At 67.0% G+C, this 24,842-nt stretch carries 23 protein-coding genes; 10 read left to right on the top strand and 13 right to left on the bottom strand.

Annotated elements, in window-relative coordinates; translation table 11 throughout:
• Positions 1–162: 162 nt before the first annotated feature.
• Together H8R17_RS03145 and H8R17_RS03140 are read right to left on the bottom strand one after the other, a co-directional pair.
• A complete protein-coding gene (locus tag H8R17_RS03145) occupies positions 163–1,335 on the bottom strand; it encodes a serine hydrolase domain-containing protein (protein ID WP_187821561.1) in 1,173 nt (390 codons plus the stop codon).
• 73 nt (positions 1,336–1,408) lie between these two features.
• A complete protein-coding gene (locus tag H8R17_RS03140; protein ID WP_187821560.1) occupies positions 1,409–2,776 on the bottom strand; it encodes a transcriptional regulator in 1,368 nt (455 codons plus the stop codon).
• A gap of 224 nt (positions 2,777–3,000) precedes the next feature.
• Here H8R17_RS03140 and H8R17_RS03135 point away from each other — a divergent pair, with 224 nt between their 5' ends.
• Positions 3,001–3,555, top strand: coding sequence for a helix-turn-helix transcriptional regulator (locus tag H8R17_RS03135; protein WP_316959298.1), 555 nt, complete (start codon positions 3,001–3,003; stop codon positions 3,553–3,555).
• A 423-nt stretch (positions 3,556–3,978) separates the two neighbouring features.
• On the top strand, positions 3,979–4,971 hold the full coding sequence (locus H8R17_RS03130) for a phosphotransferase family protein (protein WP_187821559.1): 993 nt from the start codon (positions 3,979–3,981) through the stop codon (positions 4,969–4,971).
• A gap of 27 nt (positions 4,972–4,998) precedes the next feature.
• Here the strand turns inward: H8R17_RS03130 and H8R17_RS03125 are convergent, their stop codons facing one another.
• The 7 genes from H8R17_RS03125 to H8R17_RS45565 all read right to left on the bottom strand — a co-directional run bounded on the left by H8R17_RS03125 (position 4,999) and on the right by H8R17_RS45565 (position 12,850).
• Positions 4,999–5,970 carry a hypothetical protein gene (locus H8R17_RS03125; RefSeq protein ID WP_187821558.1) on the bottom strand — a complete coding sequence of 324 codons (972 nt, stop codon included), beginning with the start codon at positions 5,968–5,970 and terminating at the stop codon, positions 4,999–5,001.
• Positions 5,971–5,972: 2 nt separating this feature from the next.
• Positions 5,973–7,244, bottom strand: a complete 1,272-nt coding sequence (locus H8R17_RS03120; RefSeq protein ID WP_187821557.1) for an ATP-grasp domain-containing protein — start codon at positions 7,242–7,244, stop codon at positions 5,973–5,975.
• Positions 7,241–8,386, bottom strand: coding sequence for a glycine amidinotransferase (locus H8R17_RS03115; protein ID WP_187821556.1), 1,146 nt, complete (start codon positions 8,384–8,386; stop codon positions 7,241–7,243). The genes H8R17_RS03120 and H8R17_RS03115 overlap by 4 nt, the downstream gene beginning before the upstream one ends.
• A 41-nt stretch (positions 8,387–8,427) precedes the next feature.
• A complete protein-coding gene (locus H8R17_RS03110) occupies positions 8,428–9,399 on the bottom strand; it encodes an aspartyl/asparaginyl beta-hydroxylase domain-containing protein (RefSeq protein WP_187821555.1) in 972 nt (323 codons plus the stop codon).
• A gap of 26 nt (positions 9,400–9,425) precedes the next feature.
• Positions 9,426–10,823 (bottom strand): hypothetical protein, encoded by a 1,398-nt coding sequence (locus H8R17_RS03105; RefSeq protein WP_187821554.1) that lies wholly within the window; start codon positions 10,821–10,823, stop codon positions 9,426–9,428.
• The gene (locus H8R17_RS03100) at positions 10,820–12,013 is read right to left on the bottom strand and encodes a cytochrome P450 (protein ID WP_187821553.1); all 1,194 of its coding nucleotides are present in this window, start codon (positions 12,011–12,013) and stop codon (positions 10,820–10,822) included. The genes H8R17_RS03105 and H8R17_RS03100 overlap by 4 nt, the downstream gene beginning before the upstream one ends.
• Positions 12,014–12,568: 555 nt before the next feature.
• Positions 12,569–12,850, bottom strand: a complete 282-nt coding sequence (locus H8R17_RS45565; protein ID WP_223124591.1) for a helix-turn-helix domain-containing protein — start codon at positions 12,848–12,850, stop codon at positions 12,569–12,571.
• A gap of 433 nt (positions 12,851–13,283) precedes the next feature.
• Here H8R17_RS45565 and H8R17_RS03090 point away from each other — a divergent pair, with 433 nt between their 5' ends.
• A complete protein-coding gene (locus H8R17_RS03090) occupies positions 13,284–14,516 on the top strand; it encodes an XRE family transcriptional regulator (protein WP_187821551.1) in 1,233 nt (410 codons plus the stop codon).
• A gap of 339 nt (positions 14,517–14,855) precedes the next feature.
• Here the strand turns inward: H8R17_RS03090 and H8R17_RS03085 are convergent, their stop codons facing one another.
• Genes H8R17_RS03085 through H8R17_RS03070 form a run of 4 tightly spaced genes read right to left on the bottom strand, consistent with a single transcriptional unit; the run spans position 14,856 to position 17,847 of the window.
• Positions 14,856–15,689 (bottom strand): aminoglycoside phosphotransferase, encoded by an 834-nt coding sequence (locus H8R17_RS03085; protein WP_187821550.1) that lies wholly within the window; start codon positions 15,687–15,689, stop codon positions 14,856–14,858.
• A complete protein-coding gene (locus tag H8R17_RS03080) occupies positions 15,689–16,522 on the bottom strand; it encodes an aldo/keto reductase (RefSeq protein ID WP_187821549.1) in 834 nt (277 codons plus the stop codon). Before H8R17_RS03080 ends, H8R17_RS03085 begins: the two co-directional genes overlap by 1 nt.
• Entirely contained in the window at positions 16,456–17,646 is a 1,191-nt protein-coding gene (locus H8R17_RS03075) for a JmjC domain-containing protein (RefSeq protein ID WP_187821548.1), read from the bottom strand. Before H8R17_RS03075 ends, H8R17_RS03080 begins: the two co-directional genes overlap by 67 nt.
• Before the next feature lie 9 nt (positions 17,647–17,655).
• Positions 17,656–17,847 carry a hypothetical protein gene (locus H8R17_RS03070; protein ID WP_187821547.1) on the bottom strand — a complete coding sequence of 64 codons (192 nt, stop codon included), beginning with the start codon at positions 17,845–17,847 and terminating at the stop codon, positions 17,656–17,658.
• Positions 17,848–18,283: 436 nt separating this feature from the next.
• On the opposite strand from H8R17_RS03070, the gene H8R17_RS03065 reads away from it, so the two are divergent.
• From H8R17_RS03065 to H8R17_RS03035, 7 genes are all read left to right on the top strand, one after another.
• Positions 18,284–18,949, top strand: a complete 666-nt coding sequence (locus tag H8R17_RS03065; RefSeq protein ID WP_187821546.1) for a YdcF family protein — start codon at positions 18,284–18,286, stop codon at positions 18,947–18,949.
• Between the two features lie 352 nt (positions 18,950–19,301).
• Positions 19,302–19,655, top strand: coding sequence for a hypothetical protein (locus H8R17_RS03060; RefSeq protein ID WP_187821545.1), 354 nt, complete (start codon positions 19,302–19,304; stop codon positions 19,653–19,655).
• Between the two features lie 77 nt (positions 19,656–19,732).
• Positions 19,733–20,731, top strand: coding sequence for an NAD-dependent epimerase/dehydratase family protein (locus H8R17_RS03055; RefSeq protein ID WP_187821544.1), 999 nt, complete (start codon positions 19,733–19,735; stop codon positions 20,729–20,731).
• Entirely contained in the window at positions 20,728–21,438 is a 711-nt protein-coding gene (locus H8R17_RS03050) for a phytanoyl-CoA dioxygenase family protein (RefSeq protein ID WP_316959297.1), read from the top strand. Before H8R17_RS03055 ends, H8R17_RS03050 begins: the two co-directional genes overlap by 4 nt.
• Complete coding sequence (locus H8R17_RS03045) at positions 21,435–22,478, top strand: glycosyltransferase family 2 protein (protein WP_316959296.1); 1,044 nt, start codon at positions 21,435–21,437, stop codon at positions 22,476–22,478. The genes H8R17_RS03050 and H8R17_RS03045 overlap by 4 nt, the downstream gene beginning before the upstream one ends.
• A complete protein-coding gene (locus H8R17_RS03040) occupies positions 22,475–23,530 on the top strand; it encodes a glycosyltransferase (RefSeq protein ID WP_187821542.1) in 1,056 nt (351 codons plus the stop codon). The genes H8R17_RS03045 and H8R17_RS03040 overlap by 4 nt, the downstream gene beginning before the upstream one ends.
• Entirely contained in the window at positions 23,527–24,750 is a 1,224-nt protein-coding gene (locus H8R17_RS03035; RefSeq protein ID WP_187821541.1) for a polysaccharide pyruvyl transferase family protein, read from the top strand. The genes H8R17_RS03040 and H8R17_RS03035 overlap by 4 nt, the downstream gene beginning before the upstream one ends.
• Positions 24,751–24,842 lie beyond the last annotated feature (92 nt).

Below are 24,842 nucleotides of genomic sequence, written 5' to 3'. Positions count from 1 at the left end.
CAGCGTGAACCAGGTTCGAAACCCGCGCCGCTTGACCCCTACAGTTCAAGTGCGACCCGCCTGGTCGGCATCATGGACACCAACGCCCTGATGAGCAGCATCGAGAACGAAGCACGGCCTGAAGCTCGCAGGCTGACTACTTCGTATTCAAGGTCTCGTCGCTTACCCCAGTGACCTTCGCACTGCTTCAACCAGCGACGTCGCACGCACATCGTTGGGGCCACCGATGATGTGGTTCATTGCGTAGCCGAAGGCGATGCCGTGCTCCGGGTCGGCGAAGCCGAGCGAGCCGCCTCGACCGGTGTGGCCGAGAGAGTTCGGGCCGGTCATGGGGTTGGTCTGGGTGGGCAGCATGTATCCGGAGCTGAACCGGCTCGGCGCCACCATCACCTGGTCCGCACCGCTGGCCTGCTCCTTGAGCGCCGATGCGAGGGTCTCCGGAGTGAGCAGGCGTACGCCGTCCACCTCGCCGATCAGCGCGGCGTACATGCGCGCCAAGCCGCGCGCGGTGCCGATGCCGTTGGAGGCCGGGAGTTCCGCGACCTGCACCTCGGGTGAGTTGAAGTCGATCTCGGGCGGGTCGGTGACCTGGAACGCCCTGTTGCTGAATGAGTTCGGGTCGCGCCAGGCCGCGACCAGTTCGCGGAGCTCCTCGGGGATCGACTCCGGAGGTGCGGTGGTGAAATCAACCTCGGGCTGCTGGTACACCATCCGGCTGACCCGGTCGCGTTCACCGGTCGGCAACCCGATGAAGAAGTCCAGCCCCAGGGGGCCAGCGACCTCGTCGGCGAAGAAGCGGCCCGGGGTGCGGCCGGACACCCGGCGAATCACCTCGCCGACCAACCAGCCAAAGGTCCGGCCGTGATACCCGTGCGCGGTGCCTGGAGTCCACTGTGGACGCTGAGCGCTCAGCGCGGCCACCATCGGCTCCCAAGCCAATGCCTCGGCCAGCGGCACCGGTTGGTCCAGAGCAACCAAGCCGGCCTGGTGGGACAACAGCCAGCGCACCGGGATCTCGGCCTTGCCGTTCGCGGCGAACTCCGGCCAATACTTGGCCACCGGCGCGTCCAGGTCCAGCGCGCCTCGCTGGGCCAGCAGATGCGCTGCGGTCGCGGTCGCTCCCTTGGTTGCCGAGTAGACGAGTTGCAGCGTGTCCCTAGCCCACGGTCGACCGGCGTCGGGATCAGCTACCCCACCCCACAGGTCCACCACCGGCCGGCCATCCCGGTACACGCAGACTGCCGCGCCGATGTCCCCGTGCTGGGCGAAGTTCGCCGCAAACGCCTCGCGCACCGGCTCGAACCCGGCCGCAACCTCACCCTCGATCGTCGTCATGCCGCCCATCCTGGCATTTCGGCCGTCTGTTCCGAGGGGGCCGGCTCACTCTCCGTCCTCAAGGCGGTACCGATCAGGCTGTGACGGGCAGCGCCTGAATACGCTCGCGGAACTCACGGACGGCTGGAACGGACTTGTGCGGTTGAAGCTGCACGGAGAACTCCTTCAGCCGGTCCAGAGCCCGAACGGAGCTGACCTTGTCTTCGAGGAGATCGGCGCCGTAATTGGCGGCGTCGAGCGCCCCATCCAGGTCGCTACCGGCGAGCCGGGCCTCGGCCAGTCGGCTGGACCGTACGGCCTTGTCCCGGGGGGCGGCCTTCTTGACGGAGGTCTCCAGCGAGCGCGTGGCGCGTTCCACCTGGCCCGAGCGCAGCAGGACCTTGCCCTCGGTGGACTTCAGTTGTGCCTCGCCGAACCAGTCGAGCCAGTCCGGGTGTTCCTCCACCGTGTGGCGTTCCCAGAGGGAAGCGGCACGGTTCAGCGCCGCTCCAGCCCTCCGGTGGTCGCCATCGCGGGACAGCGCCTCGGCCTTGTGCAGGTAGAGGAAGGACCGGGAGTAGGGCGACAGCGTTCGAGGAGCGTTGTCGATGGCAGTCGTGATGAGATCGACCCGCTCGGCGGTCCGTCCGGCCTCGGAGACGTGGACTCCCATCTCTGCCAGGACGAAGGCGCCGAAGGCGTCGTCGCCAGCGGTGCGGGCGCTGCGCATGGCTCCGACGTAGTACCGCTGCCCGGCGGACCGAAACCCCGCGTCGTAGGCCATCCAGCCGGTCAGATGCGACACCCGGGCCGCCAGCGCGTACAGGCGGATGCGGATCTTGTCCGAGTACCGGCCAGCGTCCAGGAGACCAGCAATCAGGGCGAGATCGCCGCGGGCCTGCTCCAGAAGTCGGGCGCCCCCGAGTTGGTCATCGAGCGTACGGAGAGTGCTGATGCGCTGCTCGATCGTCGAGACCATGGTGTCGGTGATTCGATCTCCGTTGAGTGCTGAGGCGAATGCAGAGGGCGCCTCGGCCCAGCTCGCCACCAGCCCCGTCAGGGCGGCGCCGGTGATGGTGAGAAACCCCCGACGGTCCATGCGGCCACTCCCAACCAGGTCAGCCAGTGCCTCGACGGTACCGGCCTCGGTCCAGGGAGCGGTGAGCCCGGTGACTTCCCATACGGGGAGCCAACGCGGCCATCCTTCGTCCTGGACCTGTTCGTACGGGACGCGCAGCAGGTCAGCGAGGACGCGCTGAGCGTCGGCGTCCGGCTCCTGGCCTTGCTCCCACTTCCATACGGTTGTGCGATTGGTGGCCAGGGGGATGCCCAGTTCCTTCCCCCGCGCCTGCATAAGCCGGGCGAACTCTGCCTTCCCCCACCCGCTCGACTGGCGGACGAAGGTCAGTGGGTGCACTGCTAACGACTCGCCGGCCACGTCATGCCTCCCCGTCAACCTCATTCGATAATTGGGAGGTTACCCACGCTGACGTGCACATGAGCACCCTCAGCGTCGAGAGAAACCCCCTAGAAACGTTCCCGCCTGGTCACCGGATGGCTTGACTGATGCACCAGGCCGCTCAGCTGTCGAGCCCGAGGACCAGGACGTGGTCGGGTCGCAGATACCCCGCCGGCCAGTGAGCCCGGTTCTGCACGAGATCACCGATCTACTGATGGAGCCTCGCCATGCGCTATCCGGCGACGAGCACCCCCTTGTCGACGAGTCGGCCCGCGATCACCACACACCCGGTGGGCGATGTACTGCTTGGCGCCTCCATCCGGCGGGGTTCATGGACGGAGGACATCAGCAACTCCGGCGAGATGCGAGACGCCCGCCGGTGCCGACGCTGCCAATGCATCCTCAGTCGGTATAACGAGGAGCCGTACTGCAGCGGCTGTTCACGCAGGGCACGGCATCAGCCTGAGCCAACTCCCTGCGTGCCGACTGCAGTATGGGCGCGTGCGGACGTTCGGGAAGCCCTGCTCGCTCGCGACTTCGGCAGGCTGTGCCAACTGGTGCGCGTGGCCGGCGATCTACGCCAGAGCGACATGGCCGAGCTCACCGGACTGAGTCAGGCATTCTTATCCATGCTGGAGTCAGGCACACGAAGGCTGACTAACATTGACAAGATTGTCGAGCTCCTTGGCGGACTCAACACTCCGGCGGAACTTACTGGGCCCATGCTCCGAATGCCGAACCGGATGGACGAGCCCGACGGATGGCGCGCCGTGCACGAATGATTGAATATTGAAGGGGAATCCGCCCGTGGCCAACACATCGCCAAAAGCCACAGGATAGAACTAACAACATCACGTGAATGGTCCCGTACCCCCGGCCAAAGATCACAGGGTGGGCCATGTGGATCACGGGCCAGCGCCATCACCTCCATGGTGGGCAACGGAGATGCTCGGGCAGCGCACCTAAGAGGTCTGACCTCACCATCAGCGTGACGGCAAGTTCGCTGTCCACCTCTGCGAACCCGCGATTGTCTCGAACCGATACCCTCGACTCGTTCCTGTCCGCCCTCTGAGGCTTCGGTCGTAATGTGCCGACCAGGTGAGGAAGAGACGATTGGCGTCCCTTCATCCTCAGCAGGCAGCCGAAGGCAATGGAGTATGTGCCCTCGGACAGGACGAGGGCGAAGCCGAGTGATGGGGAGCAGCATGGACTTCCGGCCGATCGAACGCGCTTCTGAGGCGTTCCAGCAGTCGGTGACCACCAAGGAGATTCAGGCGATCTGCCAACGTGTCTTCGGCATCGATGCCCGAGCCCTGTCTGCCACCGAGTTGGGTGCGGGCATGTACAACAACACCTACCTCATCGAACTAGAAGGCCAGGAGCGGCCAGTCATCCTGCGAGTTGCGCCGGAACCAGGGCGGCAGTTCCGCTCCGAGCATCAGTTGATGCGCAACGAGTACGCCAGCGTGCCGTGGCTCGCAGGAATCGCATCGCTGATGCCGCGAGTGATCGCTGCGGACTGGTCACACGAAATCATGGGCCGGGACTACATGGTTCAGAGTCTCCTCGACGGCGTCCCGGCACCGGAGCGCATCGGCGACTATCCCCGCACGCTCTGGCCGAAGTTCTTCCTCCAGATGGGCACGATCGCGAAGGCCGTGCACGCGGTGCGTGGCCCGCACTTCGGGCCGGTATCGGGACCGGCGTATCCGACATGGAGTGCGGCCGTGGTTGCTTCTCTGGAAGAAATCGCCGCCGATGTCGACAGCCTTGGACTGGACGCTACGGACCTGCGCGAAGTTGCTGCTGTCGCTTGCCATGACAAGGCTGTCCTGGACGAGATCACCGAGCCGCGGATGATCGCTGGTGATTTCTGGACCGTGAACGTGATGCTCGACGCCGTTGCGCCGGAGCCAGTGATCACTGGGGTGCTCGATTTCGACCGCACGTGGTGGGGCGATCCCGAGGCCGACTGGACGATCTACATGGCGAGTAAGAAGCCCGGCACCGAGCGGGATGCTTTCTGGGAGTCCTACGGGCCGCGGCCGTCGACTGCGGGTGCAGCCCGGCGGTCGGACATCTATCTGGCGAGGCACATCGGTGCCATTCGTCTGGAGCGGCATCGGCTCGGGAACGTCGACCTGGTGCCTGAGACTTACAAGGAGATGCAGGACGTACTTGGCCGGCTTCAGGCGTGATCTGCGACGTCGAACTGCTGAGGAGGTTCACGCCTCGGCGTGGATGTCAGCTCCGTCTTGTGCGGATCGGAGTTCGGTCACGAATTGGTCCTGTGGCGTGACGTAGGCGCGCAAGTCGATGTCATGCAGTAGTACGGGGAGCCGGTCCAACAGATAGGCGCCGGCGGCGATGAGGAAGGTGCGGACTGTGGCGTCACTGCCTCGTTTCCTGCGCGGCGCTTGGTAGAGCAGGTACGCAGCCTGCAACCAGGCCGTCAACGCAGAGGCGGCGGAAGCGTGGTCGCGGGCGAGAAGGATCATTGCGTTGTGAAAGATCTTCCCGCAGTCCGCTTCCGGGGCGCTGGCGACGTAGATCAGGTGTCCGTCGGTGATGATGCGGGACGTGTCCCCGCCCCGTGCTGCGATCCGGGCGACCATTTCGGTCGCTGCGCGGTGGGCGGCATTGCCCCGCAGCAGTTGCATTCCGTGCACCACTTCGCCGTCGTGCATCGTGACTCGGTTGCGCACAACGTCCGTGTCCGGTGTTTGGGAGAACCTCGCGAAGGCTTGGGTACCGAACTGCCGCATGGTTCGGCTGGCTGGAGTCTCAGTTCCTCTGAGGTAGGTCCGCGTCGTCGGGTCCCAACGGGTGCCCTCCCGGAGTCTCTCGTGTTCGCCGAGCCGGAAGAGGTTCGGATTGTCGTCGGTGACTGGTGTGCGAAACCGCTCTGTCCAGGTTGAGCCGTATCGGCCGACAGGCTGAGGGCTGGCCTCTGCGATCCGGTACCGCCAGTCTTCTGCTGCTTCGAACACCTTGCTGAAGACCGTGGTCCGATCGTCGATGTCCCGGGTACCGCGTAGACCGTCGTCGAGTGCCTGATGGAGTGAGGTTGCGACCTCGGCTTGTTGGTAGGCGAACTTGCGCAGGCTTCGCTGTGCGGTCGGATCGTTGGTGCGCAGGATGAGAGCCGGTGTCGGGAAGCACTCAGCGGTGATCGACGCGGGAGTTGGATGAGGCACTGTCAGACTCCCTGCGTGGCGTGGCTGTCCGTAGGTTCGACAGGCTCGACTTCGATGCGGATCTGGGCGAGCAGATGGTCTGCATATGGGGAGACCGTGTCCCGGTTGGGGCCGACCACGACGAAGCTGCCGAGGCGGGTGGCATTCCTTTGGGCTCCGTAGACGACTTGTCCGGTTTCCGCGCGCAGCCGGACGATCGGGACTCGTGGCCCGCGCTCAGGTAGCCCGGTCATCGCGGCTATGCGCCCGCGGCGAGGGCTGGTGAGGAACCGAACGGTGGCGTAGCCGTTGCTGGTTGGGGTGAGGTCGGCCGCACGGCCCATGGCCGTGTCGAGACAGGCTGCCCATGGATCTATGCCGAGCGCGTGCTGGATGAGAAAGCCGATCTGGCCGGCGCCGATACGGGCTCCAATTTCGATGACAGTGCATCGGCCGTCCGTGCCCACGATTACCTCGGTGTGGGAGGCGCCGTTGCGGATGCCGACTGCGGCGATCGCCTTCTCCACTTCGTGGTGCACGTTCTGTTCTGCGACGGGCGGCAGTGCCGCGGGAAGGCTGTGGCCGGTTTCGACTCGGTACGCACCGCGCGTGACGGCTTTCTCGGTGATGCACAGGTGCGTCGTGATGCCGTGCCGTGTCATCGATTCGATGCTGTACTCGGTGCCGGCAACGTAATCTTGGACCAGGACGTTGGCGTCGCAGGGCGTCCCGTACATGCCGTGCGGTGCGTGAGCAGCCCGCCAAGCCGCTGGTACCTGCGCCAGATTGGTCAACACGGTGACTCCGGCGGAGCCGGCACCGTCGACCGGCTTAATGACGCACGGAAAGGCGATGGCTCCTGCGGCGCACAGGGCGCGTAGCTCGTCCTCGCTACTGACAAGACGGCTGTACGGAGTGGTGACGCCTGCAGCGGTGAATGCCCTGTACATGGCTGCTTTGTCGCGTGCCGCGGCTGCCAGAGCTGGGTCGTTGCCCGGCAGCCCAAGGTCTGCACACACATGGGCGAGGAGCTCGGTGAGGTACTCGTTGGTCGTAAACACCGCGTTGATGTCTTGGTTGCGGACGTAGGCGACGATGTCGCGCAGAGTCTGGTCGGGGCGGTCGAAGTCAGTGAGCAGGCAGCCGGACAGTAGAGCCTTCAGCTCGGCGTCGTACGTGGCGTGTATGGCCGAGGTTGTGGCTGCGTGCACTCGGTAGCCGGATCTAACTGCGGTCTGAACGATCGCACCGGACTCGGGGCCGCCCGCCTCAAGGAGTAGTACGCGGGTTGTCACGACAGATAGTCCTCGTGGGAGCCGTCACGGACCGTGTCGAGGGTGAAGCAGTGGAAGCCGCCGCCGAAGAGCCGACGGTGCCGGTGCCGTACGGGAACGACGGTGAAGCCTTCGCTTTCGAGGGCCTTGATCAGGTTCGTGCAGTCTTCGTTGACGAGCACCATCTCCTCGTTGATGGACAGGACGTTGAGGTCGATGTACGGGCTGGTGAGGACCAGGTCGGTGTCGTCGTAGGCGGGGAACGCCCCTGGGTCGGGCTCGGGCGGGACGATGAACTTCCACGCTTGTAGGGCCTCGGGCAGCAGGTCGCGGATGCCGTCGTGCCGGGCGAGGAACACCCCAGGTCGCAATGCCAGCAGCATCGAATCGATGTGGTTGTCGGCCATCCGGTGCACCCGATGGATGCGGTATCGGTCGCCGAGGTGCCGCTCCAACCAGTCCACGCCCTGGCGGTGGTTCTCCTGGGCGATGTTGACGACCAGATCGCGGCCCAGGCGCAGGACCTGGGCGCCGTCGAGCATCATCTCGAAACCGACGTCGTACGGGCTCGGTTGTGGGTCGGCGACGGGCTCGGTGGGTCCACCCAGGGTTGTCGCGGCATCCCTGGCGTAGGACAGGTCGAAGGAGAGATCGGTGAGGGTGGGGCGCGGCATGGTCGTCCACCGGGCGCCAGCCTCGTAGTAGCGGCGGAAGACCGGGGCCAGGAGGCGGGTCTCCAGGTAGCGGGAGCGGATCGCCGGCGGTGTCTCGATGATCTCGTCGCCAAGGATCAGCGTGTTGTCGCGGATGTTCAGGGCCGGGGTGGGCTCGGCCTGCCAGCCCAGCCCGGCGATGGACGCGGCGTTCGGCGGCAGCGGCAGAGGCCGGTGCACGGTGACGCCGAGATCGGCGAGCGTGGCGGCCAGTGCCTCGACGTCCTGGTGGAGTTCCTCGGTGAAGCGCCGCTTGATGCTCCAACTCTGCGGCGTACCGCCGCCTGCGGCGGTCAGGCGGGGGTAGGCCCAGTCGGAGCGGAAGCCGGTCAGGTTCTCGTGGTGGAACAGTTCGAAGGTGACGTCACGCTCGTGGGATAGGTAGTTCTCTGCGGAGCCGACGATGATCTCGCGCAGGGGAGTGAAGTCGTCGTAGCTGGTCAGCTGCATGGGGTTCCTCATCTGCGACGGGGAGGGATTCGGCAGGGCGTTTACCGGGTGCTCGCCGCGGCCGGCAGGCGGCGTTCGGTGAGCTGGCGGCCGTGGCGGGCTCGCAGCACCACGCCGTCGTCGGTGAGCTGAAGGGTGCGCTGCTCGCTCCACCCGGCGAAGCGGAACTCGCTCTGTCTGACCGGGACAAGGGCGAAGGTCCGGTCGGCGGTGGTCAGGCTGAGATGTCCGTCAGCCTCGCTTAGCTGCACGGGTTGAAGGGGACCGTCCAGCGGCTGGTCGTGATCGAAGTCGGTGAGGCCGCTCGGAAGGCTGGCGGGGTACGGGAATGCGATGGGGCAGGGCGCGGCTGCGGGGGCGGGCTGGTTGAACAGCACATCGGCACGGGCGAGGGCGACCTGCCAATCGACGGGGAACAGTTCGGCCAACTCGCGGGTGAGCAAAGCGTCGATGACTGCGTGCACCCGGGTCGCCGGTCCCGTGTTGCGCACCAGGTGCTCCCGGGAAAAGTCTCCGTACCAGAAATCGCCCGGCTGCCAGCAGTGCTCCACGCCGTCGAGGACGAGGACCGCGCCGGGGTGGGTGACGAGGGGGATGTGCAGGCGCATGAAGCCGCGGTGCAGCGCGTACTTCGGGTCGCAGTGGGGCCGGGAGACGGCTCCCGGGCCGAGCGCCATCAGCCGTACGGCGTTCAGCGGCGCCGGAACTCCATCGAGGATCTCGCGCAGGTACGGCAGCCGGTCGATCCACACGGTGGGCGCGAAGTCGACCGGGCCGGGGCCGCCGGGGTCGGTACGGTCCGGGTCGCCGTCGGGGCTGCGCAGCGGCAGCACCCGCCAGTCAATGGTGGCCGCCTGGCCGATGCTGCCGCCGGGGGCGTGGATGCGCTGGGGCTTCCAGCGGTGGCCGGTGACCTTGGCCAGCTCGCTTTGGAGACGGTCTGCGTCGAAGGAACAGGCGAGCCGAGCCGCCTCGGCGAGCGGTGCGGGCTGGGTGCGTTCGGGTGTGCTCATCACGGATTCCCTCTCCAGGTCCGGGGTCAGCAGCGGGGCCGGGCCGGTACGCCGACGTGGTCGCTCGCGGCAAACGTGTCCGCGGGGACTGTCGCGAACCGCTGGTCGAGCGCGTCCCACATCGCCTGGCGATCGGCGTCGGTGGCGTAGGCGAGGCAGAACACGAACTGGGCGCGCCCGGGTTCGATGGGGATGACCGGCATGGAGACGATGACGCCCGTGCGGGTGGCGGGGTCATAGCCGCAGCCGAGCTCATGGGCGGCCTCGAGAAATGCGTCGAAGTCGGGGACGGCCCAGGTCGGGTGGACGTGATACTCCACCACCGACCGCTCGGGGGCGGCTGCGGTATCGACGATGCGGTGGGCAATGGCCTGGTAGATGTGCAGGCTTCCCGAAACCTGAGCGTTGACCTCGGTGAACACCACCCGCCCGTCCGGCAAGGCAATCGCGTCCGCACTCAGGTGCCCGCGATAGCCAAGCGCCCGGTAAACCTCCGCCAGCCGCGTCCCGCCCTCCAACAACTCCTCACGGATGTTCTCGTCCACCCCGCGCAGGGGCACGATCTGGTGGCTCAGGCGCCGCCCGACGTACAGCAGCATCCCCATCTCCGTCGGCTGCGTTCCGTCATCGGCGGCGTAGTGCTCCGAGTACACGGACGCCGCGTCAGGGACGAACTCCTCAATGACGGCTGGGAAGCGACCGGAAGCGGAAGCCCAGTCCCAGCGTTCCTTCCAGTACGCCTCAATCGCCTCCCTGCCCCCACTGTCGAGGTGGTAGAGGTGACGCGCGCCGACGTGGTCGGACGCGAGGGAGGCGTCGCGCACCAGGAGCTGGTTGCCCACGCCCGCCCCGTTGTGGGCCTGCTTGACCATGACGGCACCGACCTCGTCCAGCAGGGTGGTGGTGGCGTCGATGGCCTCCCGTTCGCTGCGGGCAATGGCTCCGGCGGGGATCTGCACTCCGGCTCCGGCCGCGAGCGCGCGGAAGGTCGCCTTGTTGTTGCCCAGTTCCCCACCGCCCTGAGCGAAGAAGTCAGCCCCTGGGAACCGGTCTTCGATGCCCAGCGCGGCGGCAAAACGGGCCACGTGCGCCGACGGCCATAGAGCGAAGACCTCCTCGACGCCGCCTGGCCCGCGCTCACCGAGTACGTCGCGGACGGTACGGACGAACTTGTCACTGGTGAGGCTCTCGGGGTCCAGCAGGCGGCCGCCATGGCGGCCGATCGGAGGCACCAAGATATGCAGGTTGGCCGGGTCCACGCCCGTGAACGAGGCCTGGTAGGTGAGGAACTGCGGGTCGGGCTCGTCGCACAGCACGACCACGTCGCCTGCCCGGGCGAACCACAGCACACGCTGTGTCCAGGCCCGCAGGTCGCCACGGTCGCGGATGGCAGGGTCGATGTGATTGGCGATCAGGATCCTCACCTGTGTACTCCCGTCTCGGGGTGGAAGGCGGCGGGCAGCACGTCGAAGGCGCGCATCGTCGCGGCGCGGCGGCGCTGCGGCTCGGCAGCCGCTTTCAGAGGCGCCGCGTGCTCCACCAGGCTGGACACCAGGGCGCGCAGGGCCATCTGGGCGGGCACTGTGCCGATGCAGGCGTGGGTGCCCCAGCCGTAGCCGAGGTGGCGGTTCGGCGAGCGGTCCAGCAGCAGCCGGCCGGGGTCGGGGAACTGAGCCGGGTCATGGTTGGCTGCGGCGAACAGGACCGTCACGGTCTCGCCCGCCGTCACGGTGACGCCGCCGATCTGGCAGGTCTCGGTTGCGATCCGGCTCGTGCCCTGCACCGGCCCGTCGTAGCGAATCAGTTCGTCGACGCCGCTGCGGAGCAGGTCCGTGTCACGCATTCGCTGAAGGGCGTGGGGGTTCTGCAACAGAGAGTGCACGGCGTTGCCGATAGCCGCGACCATCGTGCTGTAACCGCCCTGGAACATCACCCGGGCCGTGTTGCGTACGAAACGGTCGAGGCCGGCATCGGAGGCATGGCGGGCGTGCTCTCGGACATGCGATAACAGCCCAGGTCGGCCGCTGGTAAGGAACCACGACTCCACCAGCATGCTCAGCTCCTGTCGGGCAATCCGGCCCGGCTCGACGACGGATGGATCGAGGCCGCCGTCCATGCTCCTCATGATCGCGTCCGACACCTGGGCGAAGGAGCCGTGATCGGGCTCGTCGACGCCCAGCAGGTCCGAGATGACTGCCACCGACAGCGGCGCCGCGATCTCCGCCATCACGTCGAACTCCGCGCGGCCGGAGAGCTGATCGAACCGGGCGGCCAGCAGTTTTCGGGCACGCACCTCAATGGCATCGAGGTCCTGGGCCCGCAGCGCGTTCATGAACAGTGAGCGCACCGGCGCCTGCTGCGGCGGGTCCATCGACTGCACGCTCAAGGACGGCTCCGGCACCTCGGCGCCCATGCGCCGCCGGTCGCGGGCGAACCGAGTGTGGTCGCGGAGCACGGCGACACAGTCCGCGTACCGGGTCAGGGCCCAGGACCGCATGCCCTCATGCCAGAACACCGGCTTGGTCTCCCGCAGCGCGGCAAGACGCGGGTAGGGGTCGGCGAGCGTCGCCGGATCCAGGGGGTCATACGTGAGCATGGGGACCGTGGGTGGCATGGGCTCTCCTCGCGAGTCAAGGCGGAGTGTCCAGAGCGAGCCGGGGCCAGTGGGTGCCGGCCCCGGCCCGACGCTGGGGATCAGTGGTCGTACGTCATGGCCGTCCTCCTTCCCCTTGTTGCTGGTTGGCGGCGGTGCAACGGGCCCGGGGGACCCCCCGGGCGGCCCGCCCCTTGGACGGGGGCGGGAGTCCTGAGTGGGCGGCCGTTCATAAGCTGGTCTGCTGCGGTAATGCGCAGCTGGGCCCAGCTCCTTCTGCCCCAACAGCGGGCGTCGGCGCGGGTACCCCGACCGGCGAGGCGGCACGAACAACCGCATCAGGTGTGCCGCAGGCGCAGCGGGATCAGCTGACCTCCGCTGTCGCCGCACGACGCCTCAACCATCCAGTCGTGTAGGCCCGGACGCACGCGAGCCCCGGCTGACGGGCTGGCACCCGCTGACGCGTTGGCCCGTCCTAGAGGGTGCTCTGGAATCATCGGAAGGGCACATCTCGGCGGTGATATCACGGGGGTGATAGTCGACGGCGCGCCGCGTGATCAGTGTTGTTCTGCATGTCTAGTCGTCGTCTGGTTCTGCAGTCGAGGAGCGCAGCATCGGACCGGTGAGTTCGGCTGGCGTACCCAGTCCATCGAGGAGAATGATGATCTTGTCGATGTTCGTCAGACGGCGTGCACCCGTTTCCAGCATCGACAGGAACGGCTGACTCAGCCCGGTTAGCGTGACCATGTCATCTTGACGTAGGCCGCTGACTGCCCGTACGAGAGTGCACAACCTCCCGAAGTCTCTGGCGGCAAGCGCCGCCTGAACACCCGCATCCGTCCACACCTCGGGCAGCACTCGCGGTTGCCTCGGGGGTAAACCCGCGGGGACTCGCTGACATCCACCACAGCGTGAATCGCCGTTGTAGCGGCTGAGGCGGCAGCCGCACCGAGAACAGCGACGGTAGCGTTCGGTGATCGCATTCGCCCCGGCATAACCTTCTTTTAGCACCGCTATCCCCTCGTCCCCGTCGGGCATGCTGATTTGTTCGCATCCATCGATGCCGCTGCGCCGCTCATTCCACCCAGGCCCCTCGGCGATCAACGCGGTAGGGCCCAACGCCACCACGCGATCGACACTCTGTATGCGGACGGTTACCGTCGAAAGGGTGGACATGGGGGTCACTTCAAGTGCCCCTGCGCTGTCCCCGCTGTCCGCCCGCGAGGGGTCGATTCTGCGTGCAAGACTCGTCTGACAGAGAACGCCGGACGGATGAGATGGAGGGCACGGCATGATCGACGACCGCCCCGTCTGGTCAAGGCGCATGGAGTCCGAGCGCGCCGCCCGTAGCTGGAGTCCCCTCGATGCAGCCCGTGCCATGCGCGCCCACTCAAGCCACGATCTACCCGATGAGCGGACGCTCGCGCGATCCTGGCGCCGCTGGGAGTCCGGGGCAGTCGAGCCCCGGGACCACAAGGCGCTGATCGCGGCCGTCTTCGGCACAACGACCCACGCCTTCTTCCCGGTAGACCATCTCCGGGACGGGAACGCCGAGGTGCGGGACGTCTCCGGCATGGACACCGTAGAGATCGTCGCCCGGCTGCGCGCCTCAGACGTCGACGAGGCCACCTTGGATGCGCTCCGTATCACCGTGGACAGGCTCTGCTCGGAGTACGCCTACATGCCCGGCGACCAACTGCTGGTCGAGGGCAGAGCCTGGCTCCACCGAGTCGCTGGCATGCAGCACCAGCGCCTCACACTCGGACAGCACCGAGACGTCCTCGCCCTTGCAGGCATGCTCACCTTGCTTGTGGGCTGCGTCGAGTACGACAGCGGAGGTGCGACCCGCACCCACGCGGAGGCCACTCGGCAGGCCGCACTGTCGATCGGTCGCGAGGTCGGACACTCAGGAATTCAAGGGTGGGCGCACGAGATGCGCGCCTGGTTCGCACTCACAACCGGAGACATGCGCGGCGTCCTCGCCGCGGCCGACGACGGGCTCGCCATTGCCCCCAACCAGTCCGTGGCAGTCCAGTTGTTGGCTCAGAAAGCTAAGGCCTGGGCGAGGATTGGGGACCGGCGGCAGACGGAGGTTGCCCTCGACGCCGGGCGCCGCCTCCTGGAGGCTTTGCCGTACCCGGAGAACGTGCAGAATCACTTCGTGGTGGACCCCGGCAAGTGGGACTTCTACTCCATGGACTGCTACCGCAAGGTCGGCGACAACCATCTCTCCGAGAACCTGGCCCACGAAGTCCTTCGAGCTGGTACGGACTTCGACGGTACGGAGCGTTCACCCATGCGCAACGCCGAGGCCCGGATCACCCTGGGCGTAGTCGCTGCCCGAGGCGGTGACCTCGGAGCCGCCCTCGCTTACGGCGAGCAGGCCCTCCAAGGTGACCGGCAGTCCCTGCCTTCACTGATGATGGTGGCCGGCGATCTCAGCGCAGTCCTAATCCAGCAGTACGACGGCGATCGCGAGGCACGCGAGTTCGTCCAGCACATGCGCACTCTGCACTCCCGCTGAGTTTTCGGAGGGATACTGGGCGGTCGTTCACCGAGCCCTACGGCGATGGGTGTTCGAATGACCCCGGAGGGCTTCGCTGGGAGTGGGGTGAAGCCATCTGGAGGTCTCATCATGAGCCCACCGGCACATCGAGACCATCGAGCAGCCGGACGATCTGTTGATCAGCTCAACGGATGGCATGGCAGACACGAGTGACCGCTTGGTCCAGCCATCAACTACTTGAACCTGCCTTCTTGGCGAGCATCGTGACGAAGCCCTGCCCACCGGCTACGGGGAGGCCGAAGGACAGGGCGGCTCGTGATCAGGACCCGGCAATGTCGAGACCAGGCGCTGACAGGTCTATCGCAGTTCACGCAAGAGCGACTCGGCGATCGTGGCCATGGTGTCCGTCAGCGGCGCCTTCCTGCCCGTCCGCCGGTATGCACGCTCGACGTTGGCGCACAGCAGCAGGCGAGACAGCTTGCCGCTACGGCTGGACAGCTCGTCGGAGAACAGGGACAGGACTCGCTCTGCAAAGGTCGGCACGGCCAAGCTTGCGGACCACAGACAGGCTGCATCCCAGCCCGCCGGCCCCATGCCCCAGCTCTCCCAGTCGATGATCGACAGGCGGGGCCCGCACAGGTTGGCGAAGCCGAGGTCGCCGTGGGCGCAGGCCCAGTCGTTGATCGTGGTATCGATGTCGTCGCCGTACACCTCGTGGATCCGTCGGGTCAAGTGAGATTGCCCCATGGACACGCGATCCGTGGAGTGCTCCGAGAGGTTGGTGAGGGCGGTCCGGAGGTCGATCCACCACTGCTCAGGCAGTCCCGGGTCCTCAGTGATGTCGCTCGTGGAGGAGAGGGCCCCTTCGTCCACGAGCGTCATCTCGTCCGCACGCCACACCACGCCGCGTGTCTGGTCGGTCCAGAGGGCCGCTGCCGACCATCCGGGCCGAGGCACGCCATCGATGGCGGCTGCAGCCTCGAAGCCGGTCCAGGCCTGGGTGTCGATCTTCTCTGCACGTCGCCAGGCGAGCCGGACCCATGTGCCTTCGTCGGTTCGGAATCCGGCGGTGCCGTTGTACTTGCTGAAGTGGCCGTCCTCGCGCTTGAGCTGACGACCGAGCCGCCGCTCGACGTCGTCGAGGACGTCGTCGAGCGGAACGGTCGAGAGATCATCCAAGGTGGCTTGCACTAGTGGTCCTTCCTGGACGGGGCTCCTGCGCTCACGGTAGCCCTCTCGCGCAGCAGTGCTCGATACACCGCCACCGTCTCAGTGTTGACCTCAAGTCGCGAGCCACCGACAGCTTCAGCGAGGTGCTCGACTCGGGAGGTGCCGACCGCGAGACGGGTGACTTCGGGGATCGCGAACGCTGCGGCGACGCCTGCCTGAAGCGTGCTGCACTGCTGGCCCGGGACGAGAAACGTGGAGGTGTCCACTGTCTGCCAGATCGAGTCGTCCGCGTTTCCCGCGAAGGGAGCCATGCCCCACAGCTCTGTGATCCTTGCGCGGTCGACGAGTTCGTCCACCGCGTTGAGGATCCCGGCGGAGACGGTCAGGCCGGCGCGGACCATTGCCACGTCCGGGCGTGGAATCTCCCAGCCGGCATTGAGGAGAGGCCGAGGGTCCCAGGTGGAGAGCCCCCAGCTCTTGCAGATTCCCGCCTCGCGCATCTCCAGGAGCGCGGCGCACGCGTCGGCGAAGCCGTCGACCGAGGACTCGGGGTTGTGCAGGAGCACTGTGTCCGGGGTACGGCCGAGTTCCTGGGCCGACTGCTCGACGGCAGCGCGAATCCGCGCCGGGTCGAGGTCGTGGCCGTCGGGGAAGTAGCCGACCTTCGTGGAGATGTTGAAGGCGGCGAGCAGATCGTCGGCAATCGCCGCGAGGGTACGGTGGGAGGTGAAGTGGTGGTAGTTGAACGCGGTGTCGAGGTCAGTGACACCCTGCTCCAGGGCGCCCTCTAGAAGGTGTCGGGTGTGACGAGTTCGGTGTAGGCCGAGAGCGATTCGACGGTCAGCGGTGCGCACAGCCCCTCCTGGATCAGGTTCTCGGCGAGCGTGGTGAGGTCTTGGTCGTCGTCGGTGAGGCGCACCGGGTGCCCGGACAGAAGACTGCGAAGGGCGGGTTCCGCGCGGCCGTGGAAGGTGAGGCGCTTGCCGCCGCCGACGACCTGGACCGTGTCGCCAGAAGGTGTGATGACCGGTTCGAACTCGGTGACAGCCGCGGTGTATTGGAGCGGGCCGAACACCGGGATGTGGGGCATGTGCCGAGCGGGGGGCGTGTTCGCGCGCAGTTCCGCGAGGTATCGCTTGGGGTCGTACTCGCGGGCGAGGTCGGTCAGCTTCGTGGCGAGCACGTCGCCGTCGACGCTGTCGTCGCTGCGCTCCAGGTCCGTACGGAAGTCCTCGTCGGCGCGCGCGGCGTCGGACAGGAAGTTGGCCCAGGTCACACCGGTCCGCTTGGTCAGGCCGAAGGTCACGTGGAGCGAGTGGCCGTCGTCGCCGGAGCCGATCCTCGTTGCGGTGTGCCAGAAGCCGCGGGGTATGTGCATGACGTCGCCGGCCTGCATGGTGCCCTTCCAGAGCACTTCCTCCGACGGAGTGAGGTTGCGTTCGGCGTCGCGGTACATCGGTGCTGGGCGGGAGGGGCCTCGGACCTCCCAGGACTTCTCGCCGGAGAGCTGGACGGCGATCACGTCGTGGTCGTCCCAGTGCAGGTTGAAGCCGTCCGTGTCTCCGGCGGCCAGGTAGGCGTTGGCGGAGGTGAGCTCGCCGGACCACCAGCCCAGGGCGCGGCAGGCGACTTCGAGGGTTGGGTCGAAGGAGTCGACGTGGTCCAGGACCACGGTTCCGCCGCCGTTGAGGATCCGGCCGAGGGCCGCCATGTCGGCCTGGCTGACGGCCTGCCTGCGCCGGTTGACGTTGGTCGACAGGAAGAGTGAGGGGTGCACCTCGTCTCCCTCGGCGTAGCAGCGCAGCTGGGGGTTGGCGAGCTGGCGGTGCCGGATGGTCTCCAGCAGCCGGTTCGGGGTCATCAGCTGGGTTGTCAGGTGCGGGTCGGCGAGGTGCCCGCGAGCGAACGCGGTGCCCACGGGCCCCGGCCCGCCCCAGCCGAGCGCCTTCTCGATACCTGTGACGAGCCGGTGCTCCATGGGTTCCTCCTACTCCTTGGGAAGGTTCAGGTCGCGGTTGTCGCCGTCATCGCCCGCGCTGTTCTGCGAGCTGGTGATGTCGGACCGCTCCGCCTCGCTGCGGTCGTGGGCCACGGCGAGCTGCTCGACGGTGACCAGCAGGTTGACGCTGGTCCCGCCGCCCTCCTTCTTGGCCTTCGTGCTCTTCGCGGTCGGGGTCACTCGGCACTCCTCTCATCGGGACCTCTCGGCAAGCGAGTGGCCTGGGGATCCTGCGGATGCACGAGACGCAACCGCTGAGTGGTGTGGTGCAATCTGGCGCGATACGCGTCAGAAACCGCCTCCGGTGTCCGTGGTGCTTGGGCGGAGCAGAGGCGGGGCCTGTCGACGGCGCGATGCGTTGCGGTCGTGCCGGCGTTGGTCGTCTGCACTCCAGGAACGATGCGCTCCGGACGTCACCCGATACTTGTGGGCTGCTCGTCCATGGTCTTAACCCTGGTTCTGATGAGGGGACTTCGCACATCACGGCCGTGATATCACCAGGGTGATCGGAGGGTGCTCGTCATCGGCTGAGCTCCGAGTGATGCTCAGGGGAGACGAGACCTTGTAGGTTTTCGACGGGGGAGCGGTCCTCGGCGAGCAGGGAGGGCGAGAGCGAGTGATCTCAACGCGGGCATGGGCTGATGCTCGGCGGCTGTGGGACTTCCAGCAGATGGGCCATGAGCCGCGCCCTTGTTCCGTGGCTATCGGACTAGGAAGCCACGACCTGGGAGTTGCCGACACTACCGTCGACCTGTACCGACGCGGGATGATGCCGCTCATCGTCTTCACTGGGGCCACCAGCCGTACGACGCGCGAGCGCATGCCCCGTGGCGAAGCCGAGCACTACCGAGAGCGGGCCATCGAACTCGGGGTTCCCGTGGACGCCATCCTCGTCGAGCCACGGGCCCGGAACACGGGCGAGAACATCCTCTTCTCTCGCGCCTTGATCGAGGACCGGGGCGTTCCTGTGTCCTCAGTCCTGCTGGTCAGCAAGCCGTACGAGGAGCGACGGGCGTACGCAACGGCGCGGAAGCTCTGGCCGGATGTCGAGTGGGTGAGCGCGTCCACATCCATGACGCTTTCCGAGTACGTCGATTCGATCCAGGACGCACGCCTCGTCTTCGACATGCTGGTCGGAGCTCAACAGAGGCTCATGCTGTACCCCCGACAGGGGTTCATGATCGAGCAGGCGATCCCCGACGACGTGGCGGCGGCTTTCGAACGGTTGCATAGCGACGGTTTCACGAGCCGACACGTGCAGGCAGGGCCGGCAGGGGCCTGAGATAGGTCCGCAACCTGCCTCAGGCCGGGTCCTAGCACGTCGCGTCGGTGATATCGCTCGGGTGCCCCGGCGACTCAAATGGCCGCATCACTCCGGTGATATCACCCCCGATATGTGCGGCGATTGAGCTCGACGAGCACTCTGGGGCGGTGCTCAACATGTCATGTGAGCACGCCAGTTGAGGGATGAACACACAGTCTCCTGCGCGACGACGAGTGACAAAGCGTCATCGCCGCAGCCGGGTCTGAATTCGGTCACATGTCGCTTGTGACCGCATCTCGCAGCGGCTTCCGCGGAGTTGAAGCCGTGCTCAACCAAGGGACCACGTCCGGCGAAGGGGCCGATGATGACCTTGACGCTCAACACCGAGCAGCCAATGAGCACATCTCGACTGCTGTGCACCCTGGCCATCGAAGCGATGACCGCCAACGAGGCGCGTCGCCTCGCGCGTGGCCATGTCGACAGCCACCGGCCGGTTGATGACGAGGGTGTCGCCGTTGAGGCGATCCACCAGATCGGTGGCAAAGTGCCGCTGAGGGATAGCGCTGAAGCCTCCGAGACCAGCTGGCAGCTGGCGTTGGTCACTGAACTTACTCGGAACTGGAACTGGACGCAGACCCCGGGCGGCAAGGCCGTGTGCGCGCTCAACTGTACGAAGTTTGACGGCCGTGCCGTCGCGAAGCCCCGACCAGCCGAACGCTGCTGAGCCCACCACTTCTTGTCACGTGCTGCCCGTAGTACAGCCATGCCGCCTTTCATCCCAATTACGAAGAGTGAGGCACTATGGGAATCTCTTTACCAGGGTGCGGCCCAGACTCGACCCCCTTCCGGCGCGCCATCGTCACTGGCGGCTGTGGGTTCGTCGGCTCGCACCTGTGCGATCTGCTGCTCGACAGCGGTGTCGACGTGGTGTGCGTCGACAACTTCCTCACGAGCACGGCGGACAACGTCGTGCACCGTCAGCCGGACGACCGGTTCGAGTTACTGATCCACGACGTCACGGATCCGATCTCGATACCAGGAGACGTTGACCTCGTACTCCACCTCGCCTCGCCAGCCTCCCCTCAGGACTACCTGCGTCTGCCGGTCGAGACGCTGCAGGTCGGTTCCCTCGGAACCTTCAACGCGCTGGAAGTGGCCCGGGAGAAGCAAGCACGCTTCGTGCTCGCCTCCACCTCCGAGGTCTACGGCGACCCGCTGCAGCACCCGCAGCGGGAGTCGTACTGGGGCAACGTCAATCCGGTGGGGCCGCGCAGCGTGTACGACGAGGCGAAGCGGTTCGCGGAGGCGGCCACCACCGCCTACCGCACCAAGCACGGTGTCGACACCGCAATCGTGCGGATCTTCAACACCTTCGGGCCGCGGATGCGCGCGGAGGACGGACGGGCGGTTCCGACCTTCATCCGCCAAGCGCTGACCGGTGAGCCGCTTACAGTCACCGGCGACGGATCGCAGACCCGGTCACTGTGCTACGTCGACGACACCGTCCGCGCCATCCTCGCCGTCGCCGCAGGCAGCCAGCCCGGCCCTGTCAACCTGGGCAATCCCGCCGAGACCACCGTGCTCGAACTCGCGCACCTGGTGCGGGAACTGAGTTGCTCCGCCGCGCCGATCGAGTTCATCGACCGGCCGGCCGACGACCCCGGGCGTCGCAGGCCCGACATAGCCCTCGCCTGGGAGCAGTTCGGCTGGAAGCCGGAGACCGATCTCCGCAAGGGACTGAGCACCACCATCGACTGGTTCGCCACGCAGCTCAACGACACCGCAGCGAGGGAACGATGACGCGACACGCACCGCGACAGGCAGAGGCCGACGAGGCGCCGTTAGAGAACCACCTGCCTGATGACGGGCTCCAAGGCTTCATGACGGACGGCTACGCCGTCTTGCCCCAGAGGATCACGGAGGACGTGCTTGGGGCCCTCCGGACCGAGGCTGACGGCCTGATCCGGCGCTTCGCCCAGGACGGGTTCCGTTCGGACGACTACTGGCACTTCACGCCCGCGGGTACGGACGCGCCCGTTCTCTTCCGCATCCACAACCTGGAGAATCAGGGATGCCCGGCGGCGGCACGCCTCTACGCCGGCGAAGGCCCCCTGCACTCGATGGCCGCTTCCATCCTGGGCGTGCCCGTACGCGCAACCGCCTGCGCCATGATCGTCAAACTGCCGGGGGTGGCCGCCCCGGTGCCCTGGCACCGCGACCGGACCAATGTTCCGCCGCACACCGTTTGCAACCTGAGCGTCTTCCTCGACGACTCCGACAGGGGCAACGGATGCCTCGAATTCGTCCCCGGCTCCCACCTGGCGTCCGGTGCGGAGGAGGCCGAGGTACTCCAGGCGCAGGGCCCGGTCCGTGCTCTCCCGCTCGCGGCCGGCGACGTCGCCGTACACGACGTGCGCATCGCCCACGCCTCGCGCCGCAACACCTCCCCGCGGATCCGGCGCAGCATCGTCATCGAGTTCGCCCCCGCCGACCTGGAGCTGCCGTGACCAGTCCCAACCTCACTGGCCAGAGCCCCAAGGTGCGGGTGGCGACCATCACTGTGGGCACCAACGAGCGCCGCTGGTTGGAGCCCTGTCTCTCGACACTCCTGGACAGCGACACCCCCGGGATCGACCTGACGGTCTGGTACGTCGACAACGACTCCCACGACGGCAGCACAGCATTCGTCGAGGACCGCTTTCCCGACGTGCGTGTCATCCAGAACCGGAGCAACGTCGGCTTCGCCTGTGCCAACAACATCGGCATGCGGGCCGCGCTCGACGACGGCGTCAACTACGTGTTCCTCGTGAACCCGGACACCCAGACCCCGAAGTCGCTGGTGCGCGAGCTGGCCGAGTTCATGGAGTCCTGGACCGACTACGGCGTCGTCGGTCCCATGCAGTACGAGTACGACGAGTCGGGCAGTACCGCTCTGGGCGCGTACAACGACTGGTCGAAGACAGCTCTGCGCTGGGGCGAGCAGCACGCCTTCGCCGGAGACTGGCCGAGCCACCCCTCACCTGCCGGATCGCCCTTCGGGCGGGCTCCGAACACCCTGGAGCACGCCTACGTACAGGGGGCGGCCTTCTTCGTCCGCGCCACGCTGCTACGTACCGTCGGACTCTTCGACAAGGTCTTCCACACGTACTACGAGGAGACCGATCTGTGCCGTCGCGCCCGCTGGGCCGGGTGGCGCGTCGCCCTCCTGCTCGACGTCGGGATACAGCACTTCGGCGGCGGAGGAACCACGGGTAGCAGTTACCGGCGCATCCAGATGCGGCGCAACCGCTACTACTACCTGCTCACCGACATCGACTGGCGACCGCTGCCCATGCTGCGGTTGGCGGCCCGGTGGCTGAAGGACGATCTGCGCGGACGTGGTGTGGGCGGAGTGACCACCTGGTGGCGCGGGACCTGGGAGACCACCGAGGCCGTGTGCTGGCTTGTGCGCCGAGCACGACTGATCCGGGCCCGGCGCCGCGCCCACCGCCAACTCGGCCCACAGGCCGGCGGTCCCGCCCGACCGCAGGCAGGGAGCGCTCGATGACCCGACCCCGGATTCTGTTCGCCGGCGTCTTCCACTGGAACGCGGGCTCCAGCCACATGATCGCCGAGTACAGCCGATCCGCCTCGACGGCCGGATGCGAGATCGGCGTATCCAGCCAACTGTCGCGCCTGGATGGCACGGTGAACGTCCACCTGCCGCTCGTGGACGACATCACCTGGGCCACCCACCTCGTCCTCGTATTCGAGAGCAGGCAGTTCCTCTCAGCCCAACAGCGTGAACTGTGTGAGGCCGTGCCTCGCCAGCGACGCATCATCCTCGACCCCGACGGCCACTGGGGCCCGTACGTCACCGCCGGCGTGGATGACAACGCGGGTGTGGACACCATCGAGTCCTGGCACAAGCTGTATGCCGACCTCAGCGATCTGATCCTGCAGCCGCGCCTGAACGAACAACTCCCCGACGGAGCCGAGTTCTTCAGCTACTTCGGAATGCCCGACATCCACCGGCTTGCCACCGACCTCCCGCACCCGCAGGCACTGCCGTACCAGCTGCAGTACGTCGGCGCGAACTGGTGGCGCTGGAACGAGATGACCGATCTCATCCGGGCCGCAGCCGCAGCAGGGCCGCCTCTCAGGCGCATCCGGGTGTGCGGACGCTGGTGGACCGGCGGCCCGCACCCCGACCACGTGGCCGCCACCGCGAACGAGCCCGGCTGGATGCAGGATCACGGAGTCGAGGTGGCGCCGCCCGTTCCGTTCGGGCAGGTGGTCGCCTCCATGTCCCAGGCGGCGATCACGCCAGTGCTTGCCCGACCGCTGCTCGCGCAGTTGGAACTGCTGACCCCCCGGATGTTCGAAACCCTGGCCTCGGGCAGCATCCCCGCACTCTGGCCGGACCTGGGCTACCTGTCCGCGCTCTACGGCGACGACGTGGAGCTGTTCCTGCTCGACGATGATTGGGCCGACGCCCTCGCCCGAATGATGCGCGAGCCAGCCCGGTTTCGCGAGCGCCTGGCGACCATCCAGCGTCGAGTCCACGAGCGCTTCAACTATCGCGCCGTTCTGGCCGAACTCATGCGGTTCACCCGATGACCCTTGCGAGGTCCGCTGTGTCCAACGTCCTGATCACCGGCATCACCAGCTGCGAGAGCCGAGGCGTCGAGGCCCTGGCTCGCGCCATCGCCGAGCAACTGAACACCGAAGGAGGCAACAAGGTCACCGTCCTCACCCAGACCCCGGTGCTCGACGCGGAAGCCCTCGCCCCCACTGGCTCCCTCTGTGTGGCCGATCCCTTCGTCGTCTCCCGCTCCTGGCAGCAGATGCGTCCTCAGGAGAGCCCTGCCGAACTGACGGCACGCCGCGAACAATTGCTCGCCGAAACCGACCTGGTCATCGCCACTGGGGGCGACCTGCACACCTCGGATTACGGGGTATCCACGCCGTACCTGCGTGCCCTCATCGCCGCGCAAGAGAGGGACATCCCGACGGTCATGATCGGCCAGTCCGTCGGCCCCTTCGACGACCCGGCCGATGCCGAGGCATGGCTCACGGTCGCCGACCGGTGCCGTCTGCTCACCGTCCGGGAGAGCGCCTCCCACGGCTACCTCATGGGCAAGCTCGGCCTTCCCGAGCACCGCGTGCAACTGTCCTCCGACCCTGCCTTCCTCCTGCCGACAGCCAACGGCGAGCGGACATCGGCCGTGCTCAACTCCCTGGGGCTAACCCCCGAAGTCCCCTACCTCTGCCTCGCCCCCAGCCAGGGCATCACTCGCTTCAGCGCCGTGGATGAGGCCCAGCACGCAGCAGCACTGACGCGACTGGCCACGGCTCTCGTCCGTACTCGGAAGATGCCGGTCGTCCTCGTGCCGCATTGCCACGACTCCCGGTCCCACAACGACGACCGGATCCTCGCCGCCCGCATCGCCGAGGCCGCCGGCATGCCCGAGGTCATGGCGCTGCCCGGCGCGCTGACGGCTTCTGACTACAAGGGCGTGCTCTCCCACGGCGAACTCGTCATCTCCGAACGCCTGCACGCCGCGATCGGCGCACTGTCCAGCGGCGTCCCGGCGATCGCGATCGGTCACTCGCACAAGTTCAACGGGGTACTCGCCGAAACCTACGGCGACACCGTCGACGTCGACGACATCCACGCAGACGTCCGGGCCTTCGTCCAGGACAGCACCGTCATCAACCGGCTCGTCAACGACACCGACGTGGCCGGGCTGCGCGCCACCCTGCGGCAGCGGCTCCCTCTGATCATGGAACGGGCCCGCGGCGATTTCGCGCAGATCAACGGGCTCCTCGGAGTCTGAGCCTCCCCGCCCGCAACACGGTCGGCTGATCGCACCGCATCTCACACGACCTGCTGCGGCCCACTTCTGGGCCGCAGCGGGACCCCACCCAC

This window comes from Streptomyces sp. TRM68367 (assembly GCF_014495685.1).
Taxonomy (GTDB): domain Bacteria; phylum Actinomycetota; class Actinomycetes; order Streptomycetales; family Streptomycetaceae; genus Streptomyces.
Note: the sequence above shows the minus strand (reverse complement) of the source record. Positions and strands in the feature narration are given on the sequence as shown.

Excerpts from the sequence above, each read along its gene's own strand:
- H8R17_RS03145 (WP_187821561.1), bottom strand. The coding sequence starts at position 1,335 with ATGACGACGATCGAGGGTGAGGTTGCGGCCGGGTTCGAGCCGGTGCGC.
- H8R17_RS03140 (WP_187821560.1), bottom strand. The coding sequence starts at position 2,776 with ATGAGGTTGACGGGGAGGCATGACGTGGCCGGCGAGTCGTTAGCAGTG.
- H8R17_RS03135 (WP_316959298.1), top strand. The coding sequence starts at position 3,001 with ATGCGCTATCCGGCGACGAGCACCCCCTTGTCGACGAGTCGGCCCGCG.
- H8R17_RS03130 (WP_187821559.1), top strand. The coding sequence starts at position 3,979 with ATGGACTTCCGGCCGATCGAACGCGCTTCTGAGGCGTTCCAGCAGTCG.
- H8R17_RS03115 (WP_187821556.1), bottom strand. The coding sequence starts at position 8,386 with ATGCAGCTGACCAGCTACGACGACTTCACTCCCCTGCGCGAGATCATC.
- H8R17_RS03110 (WP_187821555.1), bottom strand. The coding sequence starts at position 9,399 with ATGAGCACACCCGAACGCACCCAGCCCGCACCGCTCGCCGAGGCGGCT.
- H8R17_RS03100 (WP_187821553.1), bottom strand. The coding sequence starts at position 12,013 with ATGCCACCCACGGTCCCCATGCTCACGTATGACCCCCTGGATCCGGCG.
- H8R17_RS03090 (WP_187821551.1), top strand. The coding sequence starts at position 13,284 with ATGATCGACGACCGCCCCGTCTGGTCAAGGCGCATGGAGTCCGAGCGC.
- H8R17_RS03075 (WP_187821548.1), bottom strand. The coding sequence starts at position 17,646 with ATGGAGCACCGGCTCGTCACAGGTATCGAGAAGGCGCTCGGCTGGGGC.
- H8R17_RS03055 (WP_187821544.1), top strand. The coding sequence starts at position 19,733 with ATGGGAATCTCTTTACCAGGGTGCGGCCCAGACTCGACCCCCTTCCGG.
- H8R17_RS03050 (WP_316959297.1), top strand. The coding sequence starts at position 20,728 with ATGACGCGACACGCACCGCGACAGGCAGAGGCCGACGAGGCGCCGTTA.
- H8R17_RS03040 (WP_187821542.1), top strand. The coding sequence starts at position 22,475 with ATGACCCGACCCCGGATTCTGTTCGCCGGCGTCTTCCACTGGAACGCG.
- H8R17_RS03035 (WP_187821541.1), top strand. The coding sequence starts at position 23,527 with ATGACCCTTGCGAGGTCCGCTGTGTCCAACGTCCTGATCACCGGCATC.